Here is a 23,373-nt window from a genome sequence, read left to right as displayed (position 1 = left end):
TAGTTGTTTTTATAAAGCCGATATGTGCTTTAAATGTTTTACCCTTTGTTGATCGTCAAAGAGTTCACCTAACGGTGAACTCTTTTTTTTGCGTGCAACATTACTCTTGTTGTAAACGCTCGTACAACCAATCTTTTAATTCTGAACGCTCATGTTTTAGTTGATTCATTTGCTCATCGCTAATGGGCGCATCTTTAAGCTCTAAAACACGAATCTCTTTATCTAGCTTGTCGTATTTATCTGCCTTTTTAGCAAATTCTGTGTCGCTTTTATTTAGCTCTGCAATGGTATTTAGGTACTGTGGAAAGTCATTGGTAAGTGAGTGGTCTTCGCCTAACATATTCGCTCCTTAGTAGGATAAATGAGTTACTTAAGTGAATTACTACCTTTTCATATATTACTCTGGGGCTTAGACAATAATAAATCAACCATAGCTAGCTTAAATTGATATAGCGCAGCGACTGGGTAGGATTTTGTTTAATGCCTACTTTTAAACAGTGATGGAGTGATTTTTAAACTCTATTATAAATATTATTTTGAAACTGATTGTATGTTTAGCCTTATTATCATTTGTAAAGGGTGTGTCTACAATGAAGCTTCATTACACAATTACTTATCAACAGATAACAGAGGCAATACCCATGAAAGCAATGACAATTAATAATTTTGGTGGCACTGAAGAGTTTGTAGCAGCTGAGGTTGCAAAACCACAAGTAACAGCAGGTAATGTGTTAGTTCGTATTGCCGCAACAAGCGTAAATACAATTGATATGATGATTCGTCAAATGGGTGCTGACTTACCCTTTGCTCCAAAACTACCGGGCATTTTAGGGATGGACTTTGCAGGCACCGTTGAAGCTGTTGGCGAAGGTGTAACAGACTTTGCAGTAGGTGATGAAGTATATGGTTGTGCTGGTGGACTAGGCGATTTACCAGGTGCACTTGCTGAGTTTATTCTTGCTGATAAGCGCTTAATCGCTCACAAACCTAAAAACCTAAGCATGAAAGAAGCAGCCGCTATTCCACTTGTAGGTATTACAGCACTTGAAGGCTTAACACGTGCAAGTGTAAGTGCAGGCCAAAAAGTATTAGTACACGGCGGCGCAGGTGGTGTAGGCCATTTAGCAGTACAACTAGCTAAGCATTTTGGCGCTGATGTTTACTCAACTGGCGGTAACGCAGAGCAACTAGCACTAATAGAAAGCTTTGGCGCTACAGGCATAAACTTTAAAGACGAAGCCGTAGAGCAGTACGTTGAAAAACACACAAGCAACGTTGGTTTTGACATGGTATTTGACACCGTAGGTGGTGGTAACCTGACTAACTCATTTGCTGCAGCAAAGCTAAATGCACAGGTATCTACAACGCTTTCTTTATTAGAAGTAGATTTAAGCCCAGTACACTTTAAAGGGTTATCGTTAAACGTAATCTTTATGCTTATTCCAATGATCCACGACTTTAACCGTCAAGACCACGGCGACAAACTGACCAAACTTACGAAAATTGTTGAAGCAGGTGGTATGCGCCCAGTACTTGATGAGCAAGACTTTAGTTTAGAAGAAGCTGCTAAAGCGCATGACCGCTTAGCAAGTGGCCAAGCTATGGGTAAAGTTGTTATTTCTGTACAATAAATTATACCAATCCGCATAATTAAGTGATCTATTTTGAGGATGGAAAAGCGTGTTGATAGCAAGGCAAAAAATTCGCTATTTAGTTGCTCTAAATGAGAATTTTTTAACGTAGATAGCGACATGTTTAGCCCCTGAAAATGATTAAGTATTATTGCGGATTGGTATCATTAAGGCTGGTATTCTCGCCGGCCTCTTTCTTTTTTATGCCCGCCTGATTAACGTTTTCGCACCCTTTTTTATAACCAAATATAAACAATAGTGCTTTTATTAATCATATATAATTACGCTTTAAAATGAGTTGTTAATATTTTAGGGTCAGATCAAGCGTTTATATGAAAATATTCACTAATAAATTTGCCAGTAAAGCTAAGCAGTTTTATATCGGTATTGTGCTGGTAGGTTGTGTACTGTCTGCGATGGTTTATTATCAGGCAGAAACCATTAAGCGCACCTCATCGACCTTAATGGAACAACAAATTCCGGCGCTACGCGATATTCGATTAATCGAAACCTACCTAGTAAAGCAAGAGCGCTTATTATATGAGTATTACGCAACGAGTAAGCGTGAACTTTATTTAATCGACTTTTTAGAAAACCATGTACGTATACTTGCGCTGATAAAAAACCTAGATCAAAACCACAGTACATTAGCGCTAGAAAGTAGTTTAAGTGATGAGTTTAAAAGTGGTTTAGACTTAGCACTTAAATTACACGAAAACCTATCAAGCAGCAGCACTAGTTGGGATTTAGCCAGAGAGCAACTAGAGCAACTCACCGAACTGCAAGCCCAAGTGATGGGGCACTTAACAAATGCAGAAACGGTTATTTCAAATGCGGTTGATAGCGGCTACAAAGACACCGAAAGCAACTTGCACACCACAGTCAATATTGTGTTTTTGTTTACGTTTGCCATAGTGCTGGTAAGCATTTATACAGGGCGTTACGCATCTAAATTTATAAAACTTAGTACCCGTAACGAACGTTTAGCGCTATTCCCAACGCGCAACCCTAACCCAATTGTGAGTTTAAGTGCCAACCTTGAGCTTAACTACTGTAACCCTGCCGCTATTGCTATGCATAAAGCGTATGTAAGCGATAAACACAGTACGCCCATTGCATTACTCAGCCCTAATATAAAGCAGCAACTAATAGACACTAAGCAGTCGGCTAGTCATGTTGAGCGTTTTTATACACAGCTAGATAATCATTACCTCACTTACCAAATACATTGGCTGCAAGAAATAGATGCATTTGATATACACATACGCGATGTAACAGAGCAATTTGAGGCAGAGCGCTCATTAGAGTATTTAGCCTTTCATCACCCGTATTCAAAGTTGCCAAACCAAGCCAGTTTAGAAACATACACCAATGAGCTAATTTCGCTTGAGCAGCCTTTTAGTTTAATGCTGATTGATGTAAGCCACTTTAAGCTATTGCTTGAGCAATATGGTTTATCGGGCGCTAACGAGTGTATAAATGCCTTTGCTATGCACTTATCGCGCAGCGCTAATAAATTTTCTCAGCAGTTAAAAAGTAAAAACAAACTGACCGTTTATCACATTGCCGATGCTAACTTTGTGGTTATTTATACCGAGCAAGATTGCTCAACAACCCTAGATGACTTACTCAAAGGCGTACAAAGCCGTTTAAGCCAAGCTATTAGCACACCGTACGGTGAAATGCGTATGAGCTTTAACTGCGGTGTAACACGCTACCCAACCAGTAATAACTATAAAACGCTGCTACTGCACGCCAATATTGCCTTAGAAGAGGCGGTAAAACGTAATATTCCCTACGCTTATTTTGATACCGAAAGCGGAGTTAAGCACGCCCAGCAGCTACATATTGCTCGGCGCCTTGATACCGCCATTGAAAAGCAGCAGTTTGAGCTTTATTTTCAGCCTAAAATGCACCTTAAATCGCAAACCATAAACAGCTGCGAATGTTTAATTAGGTGGTTTGATGATGGGAAGTTTGTCTCTCCGGCGCAGTTTATTCCTATTGCCGAGCACAGCGGGTTTATATTGTCATTAGGCGAATGGATACTCGATAGTGCCTTTGCCCAAGCTAAAAAATGGCATCAGCAAAACTTAAATATCCGCTTGGCTATTAATATATCGGCAAGGCAATTTACACAGCAAGACTTTGTGCAAAGCATAAAACAGCGGTTGGCACATTTTAACGTGCCCGCGCATTTAATTGAGCTAGAAATTACCGAAACCGCCATTATGGACGATGAAGAGTTTGGTATTTCAGTACTGCAGGCGCTGAGTGCACTGGGTATTAGCTTATCAATTGATGACTTTGGTACGGGCTATTCGTCGCTGGGTTACTTACAGCGTTTTCCGGTAAATAAATTAAAAATAGATCAGTCGTTTGTGCGCAATATGGCCACAGACACACGGGATCAGGCTTTAGTACTGAGTATTTGCCAATTAGCTAAAAACTTAGGGCTCGATATTATCGCCGAAGGCGTAGAAGAGCATGCCCAACTTGAAAAACTAAAAGAGTATAACTGCGACCTAATTCAAGGGTACTTGTTAAGCCGGCCAATACCAGCAAACGAATTTGAAGCATTTTTAGCTAAAGGCGTAAGTTTTTAAGGCGTTTTGCTAATGTATGTTGGGTAATTATTAGTGATAGAATGGCCCTATAAAAGCTTCTATCGCTCATTTTACAAGCCACACATGTGAGCAAAGAGCACTACATTATTAAATAAGGTCGTTGTGTAATGCTGTTGATGATCGACAACTACGATTCGTTTACTTATAACCTAGTACAATACTTTCAGCGCTTAAACCAAGAGGTGCTGGTAAAGCGTAATGACGAAATATCTGTTGCGCAAATTAAGGAACTTAACCCCAAGCATATTGTTATTTCTCCGGGGCCTTGTACGCCAAACGAAGCGGGCGTGTCACTCAATGTCGTTGAGCAACTAAAAGGCATTTATCCTATTTTGGGTATTTGCTTAGGGCATCAAACTATAGCGCAAGCGCTAGGGGGCAAGGTTATACGTGCTAAGCAAGTCATGCATGGTAAAACCTCACCTATTGTTCATAATAATAAGGGGGTATTTACCGGTTTAGAAAACCCGCTTACTGTGTGTCGTTATCACTCGCTGGTGGTAGAAAAACACAGTTTACCGAGTGAATTAGCCATTACCGCATGGAGCCAAACCGAGCAAGGTGAGTTTGACGAAATTATGGGGCTACTTCACACAGAGCTTGCTCTTGAAGGCGTGCAATTTCATCCCGAGGCTATTTTAACAACTCAAGGGCTCGAATTGCTTGCTAACTTTTTATCTCGCTTCTAACCTTACAGTAACCACCGAATGGTAATACTTATACTGAATGGACTTTATGACTGAACTTGCGTCGCAAAAGCGAATAGCCTCAATGCTTGACCAGCGTGCTCACGACTTGCTGCTTGGCCATAGTTTTGCACATCAACAAATTGGCTTTATTCATACGCTGGAAATTGATTATGGCGAACCAATGAAGCAACGCACTTTATTAGAAGTAGAAGTTGCCGCACAGCATAAACGTCAGCAAAGTAGCACCGCGCATCATAAGTACCGAGCACAAGCGAGCAAACAACTTCATAAAGTAATAGAAACAGCCATATTTAAGCAATTAGAAGATATGGATGCTGTTATTCAAAACACCATAGGCATAGAAGATAACGTTGCTACCATGCTAGATATACTGGCGGCTAAGTCGGCAAGTGTTGGGCGTTTAGAGCCCTTGGTAAATGATTCTAGTTGGCTTGGCCGCGAATTAGTGTCATTGGTAAACCTGCCTTACTACCGAAAGCAGCGCAGCAAAAGTACCTCAGTTAAAGTAGACAGCCCCGCACTTGCACTGCGTTATATTGGCCTTGATAACTTACAATTGGTAATTCCTACTTTTGCTATGCGCCATTGGATGCCACACAGCACAGAGCCATTTCCATTATTAAAGCGCCGCCTGCGCGATGCCGCCATGGCCAATGCAATTGCGGCGCAAAAAATTGCAGAGCTTAACGATGTAAACCCTGTACATGCGTTTACACTGGGCATGCTTATAGATGTTGGGCGTATTGCCTTAGTACGCTTGTACTTAAAAACCTTTGAACAGGTATGGCAACGCAAAGTGCAAATAGCACGTGAAGCACAGCAAAAAGATTTACACACGGCATTGTTGGAGCTAAAGCCAGATCCCTTATTTTTAACCACGTTGTTAAGTAATAAGTCGCTTGAGTTAAGTGCTAAAGTTATTCGAAAAATGGCTTTTAAGTTTTTGCCGTTTAATCATGTTATGGCGCAACTTGTTCATGGTATTGAGCAAAGTAGTGATGTTTTCCCTATGAGTGAAGTCATGCTTAAAGCGCGATGCTATTCGCAGTATTTAAATCTAAAACAACACCAACTTATTGAACAAGATGAAATGCAGGCGTGGTTTTCGTATCACCAATTCACTAAAAATGAGCTAAAAGCCCTCGAAACAAGCAATTTTACCAACCTTGCTATTCAAATTGACTAAAAAGCAGCTTACTCGCTGGTCCTTATATCGGTAATTTGTCGCTGTTGCCGGCAAATTTTCATTAACTATTGAATTTTTTGTTAATTTTTTTGCGACTATTCATTCATTAACATCTCCCCAAGCACACCTCGCTTTAAGCACTTAATGTAAGGCGCGACTCACTGCGCAGGCGCATAAGTATTAAAAAATGGCATTTATTTTCTATGCAGATAGTTATTCACTATCTATGAAATAATATCCCAAGGCCTTTATTTTAAAGGCCTGCATGAAAGTTTTTAACGAGACAGCACCACAAATATCTGAAATAATGAGCGCCTGAAAATTGAACCACAAGGCAGTTTTACGCTCAACCTTTTGCTATTTAGTGCGTAAATATCTTGGTTACATTTATAACCAAACACCTATTTTGATGTTTTGTGTTGCTCACAATTAAGAGGAAAAAAAATGACAGTCAATCGCGAATTATTTGATCACGTAATGGTTCCTAACTACGCGCCTTCAAGCGTTATTCCTGTTCGAGGCGAAGGCTCTCGCGTATGGGATCAACAAGGTAAAGAATTTATCGACTTTGCCGGTGGTATTGCTGTTAACTGTCTTGGCCATTGCCATCCTGCATTAGTAGGTGCATTAAAAGAGCAAGGCGAAAAAATTTGGCACCTATCAAACGTAATGACTAACGAGCCTGCGCTGCGTTTAGCTAAAAAAATGGTCGATGCGACCTTTGCTGAAAAAGTTTACTTTGCAAACTCAGGCGCAGAAGCAAACGAAGCAGCACTTAAATTAGCTCGTCGTTTTGCACTTGATAAATTTGGTGCTGAAAAATCACAAATTATCTCATTTAACAAAGGCTTTCACGGTCGTACGTTCTTTACCGTAACCGTAGGCGGGCAAGCTGCATACTCAGATGGTTTTGGTCCTAAGCCAGGCGACATCGTACATTGTGATTACAATGACCTAGCTGCATTTGAAGCGCTAATTAGCGACAAAACATGTGCCGTAATGATGGAGCCACTGCAAGGTGAGGGCGGTATTATTTCGCCAACTGACGAATTTGCACAAGGCGTTCGTGAGCTATGTACTAAACACAATGCACTGCTTATTTTTGATGAAGTACAAACAGGTGTTGGCCGTACTGGTGAGCTATACGCATACCAGGGTTTAAACGTAGTGCCTGATATTTTAACGTCAGCTAAAGCACTTGGCGGCGGTTTCCCTATTGGCGCTATGCTAACTACTACTGAGATTGCACAGCACTTAAAAGTAGGGACTCATGGTTCTACTTACGGTGGTAACCCACTGGCGTGTGCAGTAGCCGAAGCCGCATTTGATACTGTAAATACCCCTGAAGTACTGGCGGGCGTAAAAGAAAAAGCAGCATTATTTAACGAACTTCTTAACGCGGTAAACGAAAAATACAACGTGTTTAGCGAAATTCGTGGCCAAGGTTTATTAATTGGTGCAGCCGTTAACGAGCAATACAAAGGCCGTGCTAAAGAGTTTTTAGTAGCAGCTACCGAGCAAGGGCTTATGTCGCTTGTAGCGGGTGCTGATGTAGTACGCTTCACGCCATCGTTAGTAATCACCGAAGCGGATATTCGCGAAGGTATGGCGCGTTTTGAAAAAGCAGTAGCAAGCGTAGTAAACGCTTAAGCGCGTTAAACCACCTTATTAAGGGCAAGCCTGCTTGCCCTGCATATTCTATTTACCGTTATTGATAAGGGAGCAAGCGGACTCATGATGATCCTTCGCCCAATCCAGCAAAATGATTACGCAGCGTTATTAAAAATTGCCCACGAATCGGGCCATGGTTTTACATCTTTGCCGTTAAACGAAGAGTTACTGCAAAAGAAAATTGACCATTCTGTGAGTTCATTTGCTAAACAAACGTCACAACCTGGTGACGAAGGCTACCTGTTTGTTCTTGAAGATACCGAAACCGGTGAAGTAGTTGGTACTTCAGCTATTGAAGCTGCAGTAGGGCTTGATGATGCGTTTTATCATTACCACTTAAGTAAAGTAATTCACTCATCACGCACGTTAGATGTATACAAAGCGGTTGATATTTTAACCCTATGTAACGACTACACCGGCGCGACAGAACTATGTACCTTATTTTTGAAAGATGGCTATCGTAAAAACTGTAACGGTAAACTTCTTTCAAAAGCGCGCTTTATGTTTATAAAACAACATGAGCAGCGTTTTGCACAGACAGTAATAGCAGAAATGCGCGGCGTGTCTGACGAAAACGGCAGCAGCCCGTTTTGGCAGTGGCTAGAAGAGCACTTTTTCTCAATGGACTTTCCTACCGCCGATTACCTAACAGGTATAGGCCAAAAAGTGTTTATTGCTGAACTAATGCCAAAGTACCCAATTTACGTAAACTTGCTTAGCAAAGACGCTCAAGCGGTGATTGGTAAAGTACACGACAACACACGCCCAGCTATTGAGCTATTAAAAAATGAAGGATTTACCTTCAACGGTTACGTCGATATTTTTGATGCGGGCCCTACAGTAGAAGCAAAAGTAGACAACATTGCCACTATTCGTAATGCGAAAGACTTCAAAGTAGAAATAGGCGAAGCATCGGGCGATACCATGGTACTGCTTGCTAACGGCAAGTTAGAAGATTACCGTGCAACGGTTGCAGCGCTTAGCTTTGATGAGCGTGCAAGCAGCCTTATTTTATCGCAACAAATAGCCGATGCCCTACAGCTACAATCGGGCGACACCGTAAGCGCAACCCCAGTTTAATTAAGGAGAAAGTATAATGACTCATCCTGCACAATTTATTAATGGTCAGTGGTCACAAGGCCAAGGCAACGCATTTAATTCAGTAAACCCTGCAAATAACGACGTTATCTGGCAGGCATCTTCAGCGACTGCAGAGCAAGTAGATAGCGCGGTAAATTCGGCGCGCGAAGCATTTTACAGCTGGGCAGATAAAAGCTTTAACGAGCGCCTAGAGATAGTTAAAACCTTTGCAGCAACACTTAAAGAGCACAGCGAAGAACTTGCTGTAGCGATTGCCCAAGAAACCGGTAAGCCACTGTGGGAAACGCGTACAGAAGCGGGCGCAATGGTAGGTAAAATTGCCATTTCTGAAAAAGCATTTTTAGAGCGCACTGGCGACGTTGAAAACGCTATGCCGGTAGGGCGTGCGATGATCCGTCATAAACCACATGGTGTAGTTGCCGTATTTGGCCCATATAACTTCCCTGGGCACTTACCTAATGGCCACATTGTGCCAGCGCTTTTAGCCGGTAACACCGTGGTATTTAAGCCATCAGAGCTTACGCCAATGGTGGCAGAGCTTACGCTTAAATTATGGGAAAAAGCCGGTTTACCTGCCGGTGTAATTAACCTTGTTCAAGGTGAAGTAGAAACAGGTAAAGCCCTTGCTGCGCATAAAGGCATAGATGGTTTATTCTTTACAGGTTCTTCGCGTACTGGTCATATTTTACATGAACAGTTTGCAGGCCAGCCAGGTAAAATTTTAGCGCTTGAAATGGGTGGCAATAACCCACTGATTATTAAAGATGTGGCAGATACTAAAGCCGCGGTACACGATATTATTCAATCGGCGTTTATTTCAAGCGGCCAACGTTGTACGTGTGCACGTAAAGTATTTTTACCTAAAGGCCAACAAGGCGATGACATTTTAGCGCGCCTTATCACTGCAACTAAAGCCATTAAAGTAGGCAACTACGATGATGAAGATCAGCCATTTATGGGCTCTATGATCTCATCTGCGGCTGCAGCAGGCATGGTAAAAGCACAAAACGAGCTTGTTGAGCTTGGCGGTGAAGTACTAGTAGAGCTTGAGCACACAGCCAATACTGGTTTTGTAACACCGGGTATTATTGAGTGTTCAGCGATTAGCGATTTCCCAGATGAAGAGCACTTTGGCCCATTATTAAAAGTGTTCCGCTTTGATGACTTTGACCACGCAATTGATAAAGCAAACGATACCAGCTTTGGTTTATCAGCAGGTTTATTAAGCGACAGCGAAGCCGACTACAATCACTTTTTACGCCGTATTCGTGCCGGTATTGTTAACTGGAACCGCCCGATTACAGGTGCATCAAGTGCAGCTCCATTTGGTGGTATTGGCGCATCAGGAAATCACAGAGCAAGCGCATATTATGCAGCCGACTACTGTGCATACCCTGTAGCTTCGGTAGAACTTGAAAAAGTAACGATGCCAGCAACACTAAGCCCAGGCTTAAAAATAGATTAATTACTGTTCTATTTATAGTTATAAAGAATGAGAAAAGCAGCTTAGGCTGCTTTTTTTGTATTGGTATCGCGCAAAGCTAGTAATTAGTGGCGCTTTCTGCTTAAATCTATGCAATTAGTTATTCAAAGGTGAAAATCACAATGGTTTTAGACAGGCAAGGGTACGATGACTTGATCATGTATCTAACTCAAAATTTAGCGTTATTTGAGAAGCCAGGCGAAATCAAACCCGGTGCCCCTACCGTTATGGAACTCATAGAAGACGTAATAGCGCATAACGTTATGCTAATTTGTGAACAACATACTAATCTTAATACCGAACAACGCAGCCAAATAGTACGCGAGGTAGACGGTATTGTTTACGACTTACAAGAAGTACTAAGCAGCATAACCTCACAACCCGTTACGGTTGAACAACACGCATTTATAGATGAGTTTGCTGGGCTTATTAAAAACTTATTTGATAACGCGGTAACACAAACCTCTTAACGTTACCCGTTAACACAGCGCAGTATGACCTAATGACTGCGCTTCTATTACTTCTCGCCTTATTAATAACACCACTAAATTTAATCTCAGCGCTCACGTATCGTTGCAGATTGTTATACAATCAACAAAATTTTTTTAGAGATAAACACATGCAAGCAAATGTAAAATGGGTTGAAGGCGACACCTTTATTGGCCGTTCTAATTCTAATCACAATGTAGTTTTTGATGCCGGTAGCGACAGCGCTGCACCAAGTCCAATGGAAATGGTACTTATGTCGGTAGGTTGTTGCTCGTCGGTAGATGTTGTAAGTATTTTAAAAAAAGCCAAGCAAGATTTTTCTGATGTGCAAGTACAACTAAGCTCAGAGCGCGCCGAAACAGCACCTCGTGTATTTACTAAAATTAATTTACACTTTGTTGTTACAGGCAATAATGTCTCGGAAAAACACCTAGCGCGCGCGGTTTCGCTCTCTGCTGAAAAGTATTGTTCTGTTGCTTTAATGCTTGATAAAACAGTAGAAATTACCCACAGCCACGAAGTTGTGCAAGAACAGGTAAAATAACGCTTTTTCCGTGAGGAAAATTCGTATAAAATCCGCGAACTTTTCATTCTGCAGGTGCAGATTTCACTAATTTATAGGTTGGTTTATCATGAACAAACCCTTCGATAAACTTAAACTTCATGGCTTTAATAATTTAACCAAAAGTTTAAGCTTTAGTATTTACGACATTTGCTACGCAAAGACCGAGCAACAACGTAAAGAATACATTGAATATATCGACGAGCAGTACAGTGCAGATAGACTAACCGACATACTAGGTGATGTTGTTGATATTATTGGTGCTAACATTTTAAATGTGGCGCGCCAAGATTATGAACCACAAGGCGCAAGTGTGACTATTTTGGTTTCGGAAGAGCCGGTAGAAGAGCAGCAAAATTACGATGCTGACGAAGCGCCAGGTCCATTACCAGATTCTGTTGTTGCGCACCTAGATAAGAGCCACATTTGTGTACATACCTACCCAGAAGCACACCCTGATGATGGTATTTGTACATTCCGTGCTGATATTGAAGTATCTACCTGTGGCATTATTTCGCCACTTAAAGCGTTAAACTTCTTAATTCATAGCCTTGAGTCAGACGTAGTAACCATTGACTACCGCGTACGTGGTTTTACCCGCGACGTAAACGGCGTTAAACACTACATTGACCATGCAATTAACTCGATTCAAAACTTCATGACAGAAGATACCAAAGAAGCGTACCAAATGATGGACGTGAACGTGTATCAAGAAAACCTGTTCCACACCAAAATGATGTTAAAAGAAACCGACTTAAACACTTACCTGTTCGGCCTATCTACTGATGAGCTGTCGGATGAGGAAGAAGAAGAAATTCGCTCTAAACTAACCCGCGAAATGCAGGAAATATTCTACGGTCGTAACCTACCAGACGCAGAATAAATTAGTTTAAAAGTAATTTAGTTGTATTAAAAATGGCGCTCAGTGAGCGCCATTTTTTGTGAGGGTATTTATAGCAATTCGCTTAATTAAGCATGCTGTAAATAAGCGCGCATACGGCCAGAGAGCCCACAGCAAGTACAAACAATGTGCTTAAGCGGTTGCGGTATTTACTCAGCGCAGGCACTTTGTATACGGCAATCATTGGCATAATAAATAAAATCATCGCGATGATAGGGCCAGAGAGCTGATCCATCATGTCTAAAATGCTTGGGTTTTTAACCGCGCAAAACCAAATAGCAAAAAACATAATTAATACGCCAATTTTGTCGGCTACTTTTGCACTTAAGCTGGTTTGCTTAGTCACCAAACCGGTAAAGCTTTCGCGTGCACCTAAAAAGTGCCCTAAAAACGATGACGTAATCGCAATAAAGGCAACCAGCGGCCCAAGAGTCGCTATATACGAGTTACTGGTGATATTAGCAAGGTAAGATAAAATCGATACGTTAGCCGCTTTAGCAGCCGCCATTTGCTCGCTAGTAAGCGAAAGCACGCACGAAAACACAAACAGCAGTACAAATACAATAAGTAGTAAGCTAGTGCGCTTTAAAATAGCCTCAGCCTTATTAGTGGCCTGATTGCCATAATGCCCACGCTGCACGTTCACAAAGCTTGAAATAGCCGCCGCATGGCTAAACGAAAACACAATAATAGGAATAGATAACCACAGCGTTTTAGTAAAGCTGCCCGCCTCAGGTAAGCTCATATCAGGCATTTGCCAGCTAGGGATTAAATAGAGCGATAAGCAAAATAAAATCCCCACAAGCGGATAGACCAAAATAGCGAACGCGCGAAGCATTAAGCGCTCGCCGCCCATCATTAGGCTAATCATACCGGCAACTAATACACCCGAAAGCAACACGCGAGAAGGTGACTCAAGGCCCATTTGGTTCACCATAAAGCTGTCAACGGTATTGGTTAAGCCTACGCCGTAAATAAGCAAAATGGGGAATATAGATAAAAAGTATAATAAAGAGATTAACCTACCCGCCGTTACACCAAAGTGCTCTTCAACAACATCAGTAAAATCTGAATCTTTGTTTTTAGACGACAACACAAAGCGGGCCAAGCCACGGTGTGCTAAAAAGGTCATTGGAAAGGCTAAACACGCCATAATAATAAGCGGCCAAAAACCACCTATACCAATGTTAATAGGTAAAAATAAAATGCCCGCGCCAACGGCGGTACCAAAAAGGCTTAACGTCCACTGCGTATCGTGCAGGTTCCATTTAGAAGTAGGTGTGTGTTCACCTGTTGTTGATGCATTTGAAAGCGCTGCATCTTGTGATGGTGTCATGTGTGTACTCATCCATTATTTAAATAATAATCGCGCGCAAGAATATAGTTTTTAGCTAAAATTTTCATGTTTTGAGGGGGGTTGTAGACTAATTAATTAGACGCCGTTGCACCAAAAGTGTCATGAATACGAAACAGCGCTGTAAAAATAAACAAATACCCGAACCAGCACAGTTGTAGGTTGGGTAGAGCGAAGCGAAACCCAACACGCCATAGCGTCATTCGAGCGGTAAAGCCAAGAGGCGGATTTCATAACGTGAAAATAGGAGAGGCCATTTTTATTGGTTTCAACTAAAAATCAAAGTTTGTTTATAAAATCTGTTAAGTAGAAGCCATTGCTTAGAACTTCATAAGAGATTTATTCTAAACTCCGTTATACTTCCTGCAATTAAATATGCCAAACGAAGTAAACAGGCCGCTAACTGCAATGAGCAAAGACATTCTTTTTCATACTACTTTTGCGCACGAAACCAGTAAAACATGGGTTGTATTTGTTCATGGCGCAGGTGGTAGCTCGGCAATTTGGTTTCGACAGCTTAAAGCTTATAAAAAAGAATATAATGTGTTGTTGCTCGATCTTCGCGGTCACGGTAAATCGAATAACTTAGTGCAAAACTTTGTTGATAATAATTATTCGTTTAATAAGGTCTCTAAAGACATTATCGATGTGCTAGATCATAACAACATTCCCAGTGCACACTTTGTTGGTATTTCATTGGGCACCATTCTTATTCGCAATATTGCTGAAATTGCGCCGCAATATGTTTCTAGCATGGTGTTAGGTGGAGCGGTTACTCGGTTTAATACTCGCAGCAATACCTTGGTTTATTTAGGTAATACTTTTAAACACTACTTGCCTTATATGTGGCTGTATCGCTTATTTGCTTTTATTATGATGCCGAAAAAGCGCCATAAAGAATCTCGACTTTTGTTTGTTCGTGAAGCAAAACGCTTATGCCAAAAAGAGTTTATAAAGTGGTTTAAACTAGCCATGGACGTAAATCCTTTAATGCAGTATTTCAAAGAAAAAGATATCGATATCCCCATTCTCTATATTATGGGGAAGGAAGATCATATGTTCCTTGGGCCTGTTAAAGAAATGGTTAAACGCCATAAAAATAGCGTACTGCAAACTATTCACCATTGCGGCCATGTTTGCAACGTAGAGCGCCCTGATTTATTCAATCAGCATTCGCTTGCGTTTATCGCCCAGCAAAACCGATAAAGGTCGTAGCTCTTAAAAAGCGTTTAATCAATGGCAAGTGTTAAAAACGTATAATAGCCATCACTTGTTGATTGGAAACGGTCATTCTTTTGTCTTTATCCTTAAGCTAAAAACACTGTATTGCTTCATGCCACACTCTTTTACACATAGTAAAATACCTCGATTAATATAATTTTATAATTGGCAAACACTTACACAGTTTGTTACTAATAGATGTTCACAAAATAAGAACACGCTCATGTTAACTATAAGGGTGTAATTTGAGCAAGTTACTAGAATGCAGGGAAGTGTGTGAGAACATTTTTAGTTTTAATAACATTACTTCTTAGTGGGTGTTCTCCAATTTGGAAGGAGCAACCTTATAAAAAGTATTACATTGACGGTACCAAAAGGTTAGGTTACAGCCTTGGTCAGGGCGCATATATTGGGCGACTGGATGAACCAATAAATATTAAGTCTAACGAGCAATATATTTCGGTTTATGCTTGTCCGCATAAAACTTGTGCTTTTTACTATATTGATAAAATCAAAGATAACAAGTTTGCTGAACACAAGGAGTTTGTTTATGGGCCATACACAAAAGCTCAATTTGCAGCAATAGCCAAAAAGTTAGGGTTACCGACTATAAATTCCATCGCTAACAACGCAATTTAATAAAGGTTAAAAACCTTACTTAGATTTTCACAGGCTTCAACACGTCCAAATATGTTAACTAAAACGACTATTAAAGTTTATAAATAAAGGCAGTCAGTATGGATAAAAAGAAAGCCATTGTTATATTGCTCGGCATAGTATGGTTTATGTTAGGAGCTGCTTTTTTCATAGGTTTTGAGTCAGTAGAAAAGTTGTTGTTTTGTGTGTTTGTATTTTTCTTTTGTTATAGATATATCTATGCATTTATATTAAATAGAAGTATTTATGCACCATATACCGGTGAGGAAATTTCTCCTACTGAAGGTAATTTAATAAAGCGGCTCTTTATGCTGATTATAGGTATTGGTGCGTGCACCTATTTTACTTTCTTTATTTCTTAAAAAGCATATTAGCCCAAAAGCTTGAACAACCCCTAAAAGAAAAGGTTATATTATCACTTGGTATGTTTATAACGTTGCTGTGTTTCAGTACGCTTTATCAATTGGTAGACAAGTTTTTTAGTGCGAAATAGCGAGGATGGTTAACGGGTACTTGTTGGGTTTCGTTCCACTCAACCCAACCTACGGTGTTTAGGTTTACATTGAGCTGCCCGAGGCTGACAGCTCGAAGCTCTTAGCTTTTATTCTTCCACCGCACTCACTACAAAATACGGATTCAAATACTCATCTTTGGTGTTATAAATAAGTGGGCTGCCATCGAGCTTGGTTACTTTAGCGCCGGCTATTTCAGCAATAGCATGGCCAGCTCCCGTATCCCACTCACAGGTTGGGCCTAAGCGCGGGTAAATATCGGCGCTGCCTTCGGCCACTAAACATAATTTTAGTGAGCTGCCTTTTGAGACCATTTCAACGTCGTCAAAGCGTTTTACAAACTCGGCTAAATCGGGTGATGGGTGTGAGCGGCTGCCAACCACGCGGATTAACCCTTTATTAGGTTTGGTGGTTACTTTAAGCTCAATACGCTCATCGCCTTTGTCTTTAAACGCGCCAATGTCGTTACTGGCTAAGTACGATACACCAAGCGCGGGCGCATCAACGACAGCAAGCACAGGTTTGCCGTTTTCGATTAGGGCTATATTTACGGTAAATTCGCCGTTCTTTTTAATAAACTCTTTAGTGCCGTCGATTGGGTCTACTAACCAGTAGCTTTTCCATGTTTGACGAATGTCCCAGCTTATATCAGCGCTTTCTTCGCTAAGTATAGGTGTGTCGGGGGTGAGCTGTTTTAGCCCTGTAACAATGACTTTATGAGCTGCTAAGTCGGCGTCGGTTACTGGGCTTTCATCGGCTTTGTATTCAACGTTAAAGTCCTTTTCGTAAATCCCCATTATGGCTTGGCCTGCTTTGCGGGCAAGGATGAGGGTTTCTTCTAGTAGCTCGGTTTGGTTCATTGGGGTTAACCTATAATATGCTTTTGTTTTAGATACGTTATCAGTTGTGTAACCGATTGGTCTAGGGTGTTTTTACTGGTATCTAAAATTATTTCTGGGTTGTTGGGTACTTCGTAGCTTGAGTCGATACCGGTAAAGTGTTTAATCTCACCTGCACGGGCTTTTTTGTATAAGCCTTTAGGGTCACGGCTTTCGCATACATCAAGCGGGGTATCGATAAATACTTCAATAAACTCGCCGTCATCGACTAGGCTGCGCACCATGTCGCGCTCTGCTCTAAATGGCGAGATAAACGCGGTAAGCACTAATAGGCCGGCATCGGTCATTAGTTTTGCGGTTTCGCCAACGCGGCGTATGTTTTCGATGCGGTCTTCGTCGCTAAAGCCAAGGTCTTTACATAAGCCGTGGCGTACGTTGTCGCCATCAAGCAGGTAAGTGTGCGCACCTTGCTGATTAAGCGCCGCTTCTAATGCATTTGCTACGGTGCTTTTGCCAGAGCCAGAAAAACCGGTAAACCATAAGATGGCCGGTTTATGCTTTTTTTGCTCACTACGCTGTGCTTTTGTGGTTGCGTAGTTATGCCAAACAATATTTTCATCCATAGTGGTGTGTCTCTTGTACTGTAAGCGCCCGTATTAAAAAGGAAATACGAGCGGGATCAAGGTTAATACCGTGATTGAATAAATAATAGAAAGGGGCAAGCCCATTGTTATGTAATCTTTTAAGCGGTAGTTACCCGCGCTGTAAACCATAAGGTTTGTTTGATACCCAAACGGCGATATAAAACTGGCAGATGCACCAAACGCTACCGCCATAATAAAGGGCAGTGGGTCTACATTAAAACCCACTGCTAGCGAGTAAGCCACAGGAAATGAAAGCGCTGCTGCGGCATTATTAGTAATCAGCTCGGTGAATAATACGGTCATTAAAAATATGGCGATAAACGCGCCATAAGGGCCAAAATCACCTAGTACCATAAATAGGGCATCTGATATTTGCCCGGCAAGCCCGGTTTCTATCATTAATTTAGCAAGCCCTATGGCACTGCCTACAACGGCGAGTAGCTCAATGGGAAAGCGACGTTTTACTTCGCTCAGTTTAACTGTACCGCTAAGCAATAAGCCAATGAGTAACACCAGCAGGCCTTTTACTAAAGGAACTATACCTACAATGCTTAACCCTAACACGGCGGCAAAGCCTGCCAATACAATATTAGATTGTTTAGGTTTTAGATGTGTTTGTAAGTCAAACCCCGATATATACACAAATTCGCGGTTTAAATTAGGTAAAGAGTAAAAGTTTTTACCTGGGGCGAGTATTAAGGAGTCGCCGGCTTGCAATTGCAATTGCACTTGCCCAAGGCCGCCTTGTAAGCGGTCGTGCCCTCGGCGAATGGCAATAACAGCGGCATGAAACTGCTCTCTAAAACGCGCCTCTTTTACGGTTTTGCCAATAAACTTTGATGATTGGCTTACAACCACTTCAACTAAGTGTTCTATGTCTTTTTCGTGGTTGTCGTGCACCACTTTTAATCCGTCAAAGCGTCTTAATAAGGGCACCGATTTAATATCGCCAACAAACAGCAGTACGTCGTTTTGTCTAATAATTTGCTGAGGTGTTACTGCGTATATGCGCTCATCGCCACGAATAATTTCGGCGAGAAATAAATCTTTTAAATCGCGTAGGCCGTTTTCTTCTACGGTGCGGCCAATAAGTTTAGAGTCTGCCTGCACTTTTCCCTCTAAGTAAAAGGGAATAACCTCTTGTGTGTTTTTGCCGTTGTCGGGCAGGTATTTGAGCATCACTAAAATAGTAATGAGGCCCACACTTAATGCGCCAATGCCCACTAAGGTAAAATCAAAAAAGCCCAGTGGCGCCATGCCTGCATCTACGGCAAAACCGTTCACTATTAAATTGGTTGATGTACCAATAAGTGTAATGGTGCCGCCTAATATAGCGGTGTACGACAGCGGTAATAGTAGCTTTGAGGGTGAATGATTTGGGTTGTCTTTTATGGCGGTGATAAGCGATGCCACAACCGCGGTATTGTTAGTAAATGACGATAAAAACGCGGTTGATAAACCAAGCTTTGTTACCGACTTTACTAAACTCCCTTTAGATAACGATTGGGAAAGCTGTTGTATGAGTGTGGTTTTTTCAATAGCGATTGAAACCAGCACTAATAATACGAGGGTAATGAGCGACGGGTTTGCGTAGTTTACTAACATGCTTTCAAGGTCAATCAGGCCTGTTAAATAACCCGTACCAATAGCGCTTACAAATAACCATGCTGGATTAATGCGGGTGCCAAAAAGGCACCCAACTAAAGTAAGCATAATGCCTGTTAAAACGAGCTGCTCTACCATGCTTTTATATTCCTAACAGACATTTTTATACTTACAGTTTTGAAATATCAAGCGCTTGCCAATGTGGGAAGTGCTTGCGTACTAAGCTATTAAACTCAATTTCAAAGTCGCTGAAATCGCTGTTTTGTTTTTCGCTTTTTAGTACTTGCTCAATCATACCTGCGGCAACCGTTAAGTTAGATAAACGGTCGATAAGGATAAATGAGCCAGTTTCGTGGTTGTTGTGATACTCATCAGCTAATATTGTTTCGCTTAGTTCAAGCGTGACAATGGCAATTTCGTTTAGCTGAAGTGAATCGGCTGTGCCGTGCTCTAAAGTGTTTACATCAATAGTGTGGTCAATCTTTTTAACCACGGCTGATGTATTTTTGCTACCTAGTTTAATGTTGTAGCTTTTACCTAGTACCAGCGGCTCTTCGTGCATCCACACAAGTTTAGCTTGTATAAGATTAGTAACCGTTGCACTTGAGCTTTGCGGCACAATGACATCGCCGCGGCTAATATCAATTTCGCTATTTAGGGTAACGGTAATTGCTTGGCCGGCCTCTGCGTGATCTAGGTTGCCATTAAAGGTCACAATTTCTTTAATGCTTGATGTTTTACCCGACGGTAATACTTTTATTGCATCGCCAACTTGTAATTTACCTGATGCCAATGTGCCCTGAAAACCACGGAAGTTTAAGTTAGGGCGCACTACATATTGCACAGGTAAGCGAGCTTCAAAGCCGGTATCGGTTTCGGCCGCTGGTGAGTCTTCTAAAAGCTCAAGCAATGGCTTGTCAGTGTAATAAGGCGTATGAGCAGAGCGGGTTACTACGTTATCGCCTTTAAGCGCCGACATAGGCACAAACTTAATGTTTGATACGTTAAGTTGCTCAGCAAATTTAAGGTAATCGGCTTTGATTTTTTCATAAACGGTTTCGTCAAAATCAACGATATCCATTTTATTAATCGCGACCACAAACTGTTTAATACCTAGCGAGTCACAAATAAAGCTATGACGCTTAGTTTGTACTTGCACACCGTAGCGGGCATCAACCAAAATAATGGCTACATCGCTTGTTGATGCGCCTGTTACCATGTTGCGTGTGTATTGCTCGTGCCCTGGGGTGTCGGCAATAATAAATTTACGCTTAGCCGTTGAAAAATAACGGTACGCTACGTCAATAGTAATACCTTGCTCGCGCTCAGCTTGTAGGCCATCTACTAGTAGCGCTAAGTCTAGCTCTTCGCCTGCGTTACCTACTTTTTCGTTATCTTTATGAAGAGCAGCTAGCTGATCTTCATAAATTTGGTGGCTGTCGTGCAGTAGGCGGCCAATCAGTGTTGATTTACCGTCATCTACGCTGCCACAGGTAAGCATACGCAATAAGCTTTTATCTTGTTGGCGTGCTAGGTAGGCGTCTATGCCAATCTCTTTTACTTCGTTAATGGTGTCGTTAGTATTGGTAGACATTAGAAATACCCCTCACGTTTTTTCTTCTCCATTGAGCCTGCTGAGTCGTGATCTATTACACGGCCTTCGCGTTCAGATGACGTAGATAGCAGCATTTCTTCAATAATTTCTGTTAGGTTACTGGCTGTAGATTCAACTGCACCGGTAAGTGGGTAACAGCCTAAAGTACGAAAACGTACCGACTTCATTTGTGGTACTTCGCCCTCAGCAAGTGGCATGCGCTCATCGTCAACCATAATTAAGGTGCCGTCGCGCTCTACTACTGGGCGCTCTTTCGCTAAATAAAGCGGAACCATTTCAATGTTTTCTTGGTAAATGTATTGCCAAATATCAAGCTCGGTCCAGTTAGACAGTGGGAATACACGAATGCTCTCACCTGGGTTAACTTGGCTGTTGTAAGTATTCCAAAGCTCTGGACGTTGGTTTTTAGGGTCCCAGCGGTGGTGTTTATCGCGGAACGAGTAAACACGCTCTTTAGCGCGAGACTTTTCTTCATCGCGGCGTGCGCCACCAAATGCAGCATCAAAGCCGTATTTATCTAGCGCTTGCTTTAAGCCTTGGGTTTTCATTATGTCGGTATGTTTACCCGAGCCATGCTCAAACGGGCTAATGCCCATTGCCATGCCTTCTGGGTTTTTGTGTACCAGCAGGTCAAAACAGTATTCTTTTGCAAGGCGATCGCGAAACTCAATCATTTCACGAAACTTCCAGTTGGTGTCTACGTGTAATAACGGAAACGGAATTTTTGCAGGGTAAAATGCTTTACGCGCTAAGTGCAAAAGTACCGATGAATCTTTACCAATAGAGTAAAGCATTACTGGGTTCTCAAACTCAGCGGCGACTTCGCGCATGATTTTGATACTTTCAGCTTCAAGTTGCTGAAGGTGAGTTAAAGCCATTGTTAGTCGTCCTACTAAAATGATTAAAAGTGATTAAGTAAAATATAATTATGTATTTGATACGCCGGTTAGCGGCTGAGCAAAGCTACTGGTTTGCTCGTTTTGGCCAAACCACGCAAGCTGCGAGTGCAGGGCGGCTACTTCGCCAATAATAAGTAATGCTGGCGATACAACACTGTTGCGCTCTATTAAATCTGCAAGCTCACCTAATTGCCCCGTAACAACACGCTGGTTTTTGCGCGTGCCGTTTTCGATTATGGCAACTGGCGTATTAGCGCTACGGCCATGTTTTAAAAGCTGAGCCTGTATATGTGGCGATTTAATAACGCCCATATAAATAGCTAAAGTTTGATGCGCTTTAGCAAGCGATTGCCAATCGAGCTCTTGGCCATCTTTTTTACAATGTCCTGTTACAAACTGGATGGCTTGTGCATGGTCGCGGTGAGTAAGCGGAATACCCGCATACGCGCTACAACCAGCGGCGGCAGTTATACCCGGTACTATTTGATAATTAACGTTATTGGCAGCTAGTACTTGTACTTCTTCACCACCACGGCCGTAAATAAATGGGTCGCCGCCTTTAATGCGACATACTTTTTTGCCTTGCTTGGCAAAATCAACCAGCATTTGGTTGGTATCTTCTTGCGCTACACTGTGATCGCCCATACGCTTACCTACGCAAACTAAATCGGCATCACGGCGTACTAATTCCATAATTTCATCAGACACTAAATAGTCGTATACAACGACATCGGCTTGCTGCATTAACTGCAATGCTTTAAGTGTTAAAAGCTCAGGGTCGCCTGGGCCTGCACCCACTACATATACTTCGCCTTCTGGCTCGGCTTTGGCATCAAGCATTTGCTCTAGTTGTGCTTGTGCTGCATCGGTATTACCTGTTTGCACTTTGCTTACGACTGATGAATCAAACACGCCTTCCCAAAACTGGCGGCGATCGGCAAAGTGCTTAAAGCGCTGTTTTACTTTGTCTCTAAAACTGCCAACTAAAGTAGCCAGTGGGCCAATGTGTTGTGGGATTAACGTTTCGAGCTTTTCACGTAGTCGCCGAGCAAGTACTGGCGCGGTGCCTGCACTTGAAATAGCTATGGTTATTGGATCACGGTCTACAATTGATGGGAATATAAACGTACATTTAGGTTGGTCATCAACCACATTTACAAATACATTGCGTGCGTTTGCTAGCTCAAATACATTGTTGTTTACTTCGTCTAAGTCTGTGGCTGCTATAACCAGCATTTTGCCATCAAGGTGCGACTCATCAAAATAGGCATCAATAAGCGTTACTTCATTGTTTTGTGCATGTTCTTTTAGTTCATCACAAAACCAAGGTGCCACTAAGGTTACATTTGCGCGGGCTTTTAAAAACGCGCGACATTTGCGTAATGCGACCTCTCCACCGCCAACAACCAGCACTGGTTTATTGTCGAGTTTGGTAAAGATAGGTAAATACTGCACGTGGTTAACACCTCTAAGTAAAATCTAAAATAAAACGCTATTGAGCAGGTGGCAGAATATAGCGCGCACTAGTAAGTAAAAAATAATTAAAACCAAGTTTATATAACCAAAAGTTATAATGGGTGGTTGTTTTAGGTTTAAGCCTTAATCTATAGGGGATTAACGCGCATTACACGCAAAATAATGTGCTTATAGTGTTTGGTTATGAGCT

21 protein-coding genes are annotated in these 23,373 nt (G+C 41.8%); 13 read left to right on the top strand and 8 right to left on the bottom strand.

All coding sequences use genetic code 11. The features are described 5' to 3' along the window. Positions 1–100: 100 nt before the first annotated feature. On the bottom strand, positions 101–340 hold the full coding sequence (locus tag MSC25_RS09825) for a YdcH family protein (RefSeq protein ID WP_004588182.1): 240 nt from the start codon (positions 338–340) through the stop codon (positions 101–103). Between the two features lie 301 nt (positions 341–641). Between MSC25_RS09825 and MSC25_RS09820 the strand changes: the two genes are divergently transcribed. The 10 genes from MSC25_RS09820 (at position 642) to speD (ending at position 12,343) form a co-directional block, all read left to right on the top strand. Further along, complete coding sequence (locus tag MSC25_RS09820) at positions 642–1,631, top strand: zinc-dependent alcohol dehydrogenase family protein (RefSeq protein WP_248443283.1); 990 nt, start codon at positions 642–644, stop codon at positions 1,629–1,631. A 332-nt stretch (positions 1,632–1,963) separates the two neighbouring features. Continuing rightward, positions 1,964–4,237 carry a bifunctional diguanylate cyclase/phosphodiesterase gene (locus MSC25_RS09815; RefSeq protein WP_248443282.1) on the top strand — a complete coding sequence of 758 codons (2,274 nt, stop codon included), beginning with the start codon at positions 1,964–1,966 and terminating at the stop codon, positions 4,235–4,237. A 128-nt stretch (positions 4,238–4,365) separates the two neighbouring features. Further along, positions 4,366–4,947, top strand: a complete 582-nt coding sequence (locus MSC25_RS09810) for an aminodeoxychorismate/anthranilate synthase component II (protein WP_248443281.1) — start codon at positions 4,366–4,368, stop codon at positions 4,945–4,947. Positions 4,948–4,993: 46 nt separating this feature from the next. After that, positions 4,994–6,154 carry an HDOD domain-containing protein gene (locus MSC25_RS09805; RefSeq protein WP_248443279.1) on the top strand — a complete coding sequence of 387 codons (1,161 nt, stop codon included), beginning with the start codon at positions 4,994–4,996 and terminating at the stop codon, positions 6,152–6,154. Positions 6,155–6,598: 444 nt separating this feature from the next. Next, a complete protein-coding gene (locus MSC25_RS09800; RefSeq protein WP_004588188.1) occupies positions 6,599–7,804 on the top strand; it encodes an aspartate aminotransferase family protein in 1,206 nt (401 codons plus the stop codon). 84 nt (positions 7,805–7,888) lie between these two features. Further along, positions 7,889–8,905 carry an arginine N-succinyltransferase gene (gene astA, locus MSC25_RS09795; protein ID WP_004588189.1) on the top strand — a complete coding sequence of 339 codons (1,017 nt, stop codon included), beginning with the start codon at positions 7,889–7,891 and terminating at the stop codon, positions 8,903–8,905. Positions 8,906–8,921: 16 nt separating this feature from the next. Continuing rightward, entirely contained in the window at positions 8,922–10,391 is a 1,470-nt protein-coding gene (gene astD, locus MSC25_RS09790; protein WP_029774138.1) for a succinylglutamate-semialdehyde dehydrogenase, read from the top strand. A gap of 140 nt (positions 10,392–10,531) precedes the next feature. Next, complete coding sequence (locus MSC25_RS09785) at positions 10,532–10,879, top strand: DUF3802 family protein (protein WP_004588191.1); 348 nt, start codon at positions 10,532–10,534, stop codon at positions 10,877–10,879. 149 nt (positions 10,880–11,028) lie between these two features. After that, the gene (locus MSC25_RS09780; protein WP_004588192.1) at positions 11,029–11,442 is read left to right on the top strand and encodes an OsmC family protein; all 414 of its coding nucleotides are present in this window, start codon (positions 11,029–11,031) and stop codon (positions 11,440–11,442) included. Between the two features lie 88 nt (positions 11,443–11,530). Further along, on the top strand, positions 11,531–12,343 hold the full coding sequence (gene speD / locus MSC25_RS09775; protein ID WP_004588193.1) for an adenosylmethionine decarboxylase: 813 nt from the start codon (positions 11,531–11,533) through the stop codon (positions 12,341–12,343). A gap of 82 nt (positions 12,344–12,425) precedes the next feature. Here the strand turns inward: speD and MSC25_RS09770 are convergent, their stop codons facing one another. Next, the gene (locus tag MSC25_RS09770) at positions 12,426–13,697 is read right to left on the bottom strand and encodes an aromatic amino acid transport family protein (RefSeq protein ID WP_248443278.1); all 1,272 of its coding nucleotides are present in this window, start codon (positions 13,695–13,697) and stop codon (positions 12,426–12,428) included. A 426-nt stretch (positions 13,698–14,123) separates the two neighbouring features. On the opposite strand from MSC25_RS09770, the gene MSC25_RS09765 reads away from it, so the two are divergent. From MSC25_RS09765 to MSC25_RS09755, 3 genes are all read left to right on the top strand, one after another. Further along, positions 14,124–14,921 carry an alpha/beta hydrolase gene (locus MSC25_RS09765; protein WP_348983533.1) on the top strand — a complete coding sequence of 266 codons (798 nt, stop codon included), beginning with the start codon at positions 14,124–14,126 and terminating at the stop codon, positions 14,919–14,921. 291 nt (positions 14,922–15,212) lie between these two features. Next, complete coding sequence (locus MSC25_RS09760) at positions 15,213–15,575, top strand: hypothetical protein (protein ID WP_248443276.1); 363 nt, start codon at positions 15,213–15,215, stop codon at positions 15,573–15,575. Between the two features lie 98 nt (positions 15,576–15,673). Then, the gene (locus MSC25_RS09755; protein ID WP_024032038.1) at positions 15,674–15,955 is read left to right on the top strand and encodes a hypothetical protein; all 282 of its coding nucleotides are present in this window, start codon (positions 15,674–15,676) and stop codon (positions 15,953–15,955) included. 239 nt (positions 15,956–16,194) lie between these two features. Here MSC25_RS09755 and cysQ read toward each other — a convergent pair whose 3' ends face one another. The 6 genes from cysQ to cysG are packed head-to-tail and all read right to left on the bottom strand — an operon-like array spanning position 16,195 to position 23,162. Beyond that, complete coding sequence (gene cysQ, locus MSC25_RS09750) at positions 16,195–16,965, bottom strand: 3'(2'),5'-bisphosphate nucleotidase CysQ (protein ID WP_024032039.1); 771 nt, start codon at positions 16,963–16,965, stop codon at positions 16,195–16,197. Between the two features lie 5 nt (positions 16,966–16,970). Further along, positions 16,971–17,567 (bottom strand): adenylyl-sulfate kinase, encoded by a 597-nt coding sequence (gene cysC, locus MSC25_RS09745; protein WP_024032040.1) that lies wholly within the window; start codon positions 17,565–17,567, stop codon positions 16,971–16,973. 33 nt (positions 17,568–17,600) lie between these two features. Beyond that, entirely contained in the window at positions 17,601–19,331 is a 1,731-nt protein-coding gene (locus MSC25_RS09740) for an SLC13 family permease (protein ID WP_248443275.1), read from the bottom strand. 31 nt (positions 19,332–19,362) lie between these two features. Beyond that, positions 19,363–20,787: a sulfate adenylyltransferase subunit CysN gene (cysN, locus tag MSC25_RS09735; RefSeq protein ID WP_024032042.1), complete on the bottom strand. Its 1,425-nt coding sequence runs from the start codon at positions 20,785–20,787 to the stop codon at positions 19,363–19,365. Then, positions 20,787–21,686, bottom strand: a complete 900-nt coding sequence (gene cysD, locus MSC25_RS09730; RefSeq protein WP_248443274.1) for a sulfate adenylyltransferase subunit CysD — start codon at positions 21,684–21,686, stop codon at positions 20,787–20,789. The genes cysN and cysD overlap by 1 nt, the downstream gene beginning before the upstream one ends. Before the next feature lie 48 nt (positions 21,687–21,734). Next, positions 21,735–23,162 carry a siroheme synthase CysG gene (cysG, locus tag MSC25_RS09725; protein ID WP_024032043.1) on the bottom strand — a complete coding sequence of 476 codons (1,428 nt, stop codon included), beginning with the start codon at positions 23,160–23,162 and terminating at the stop codon, positions 21,735–21,737. Between the last annotated feature and the right edge of the window lie 211 nt (positions 23,163–23,373).

It is taken from the genome of Pseudoalteromonas sp. 1CM17D, from assembly GCF_023161805.1.
GTDB classification, from domain to species: domain Bacteria; phylum Pseudomonadota; class Gammaproteobacteria; order Enterobacterales; family Alteromonadaceae; genus Pseudoalteromonas; species Pseudoalteromonas atlantica.
The sequence above is the reverse complement of the archived record's forward strand: the minus strand, read 5'-3'. Positions and strand labels throughout refer to the sequence as shown.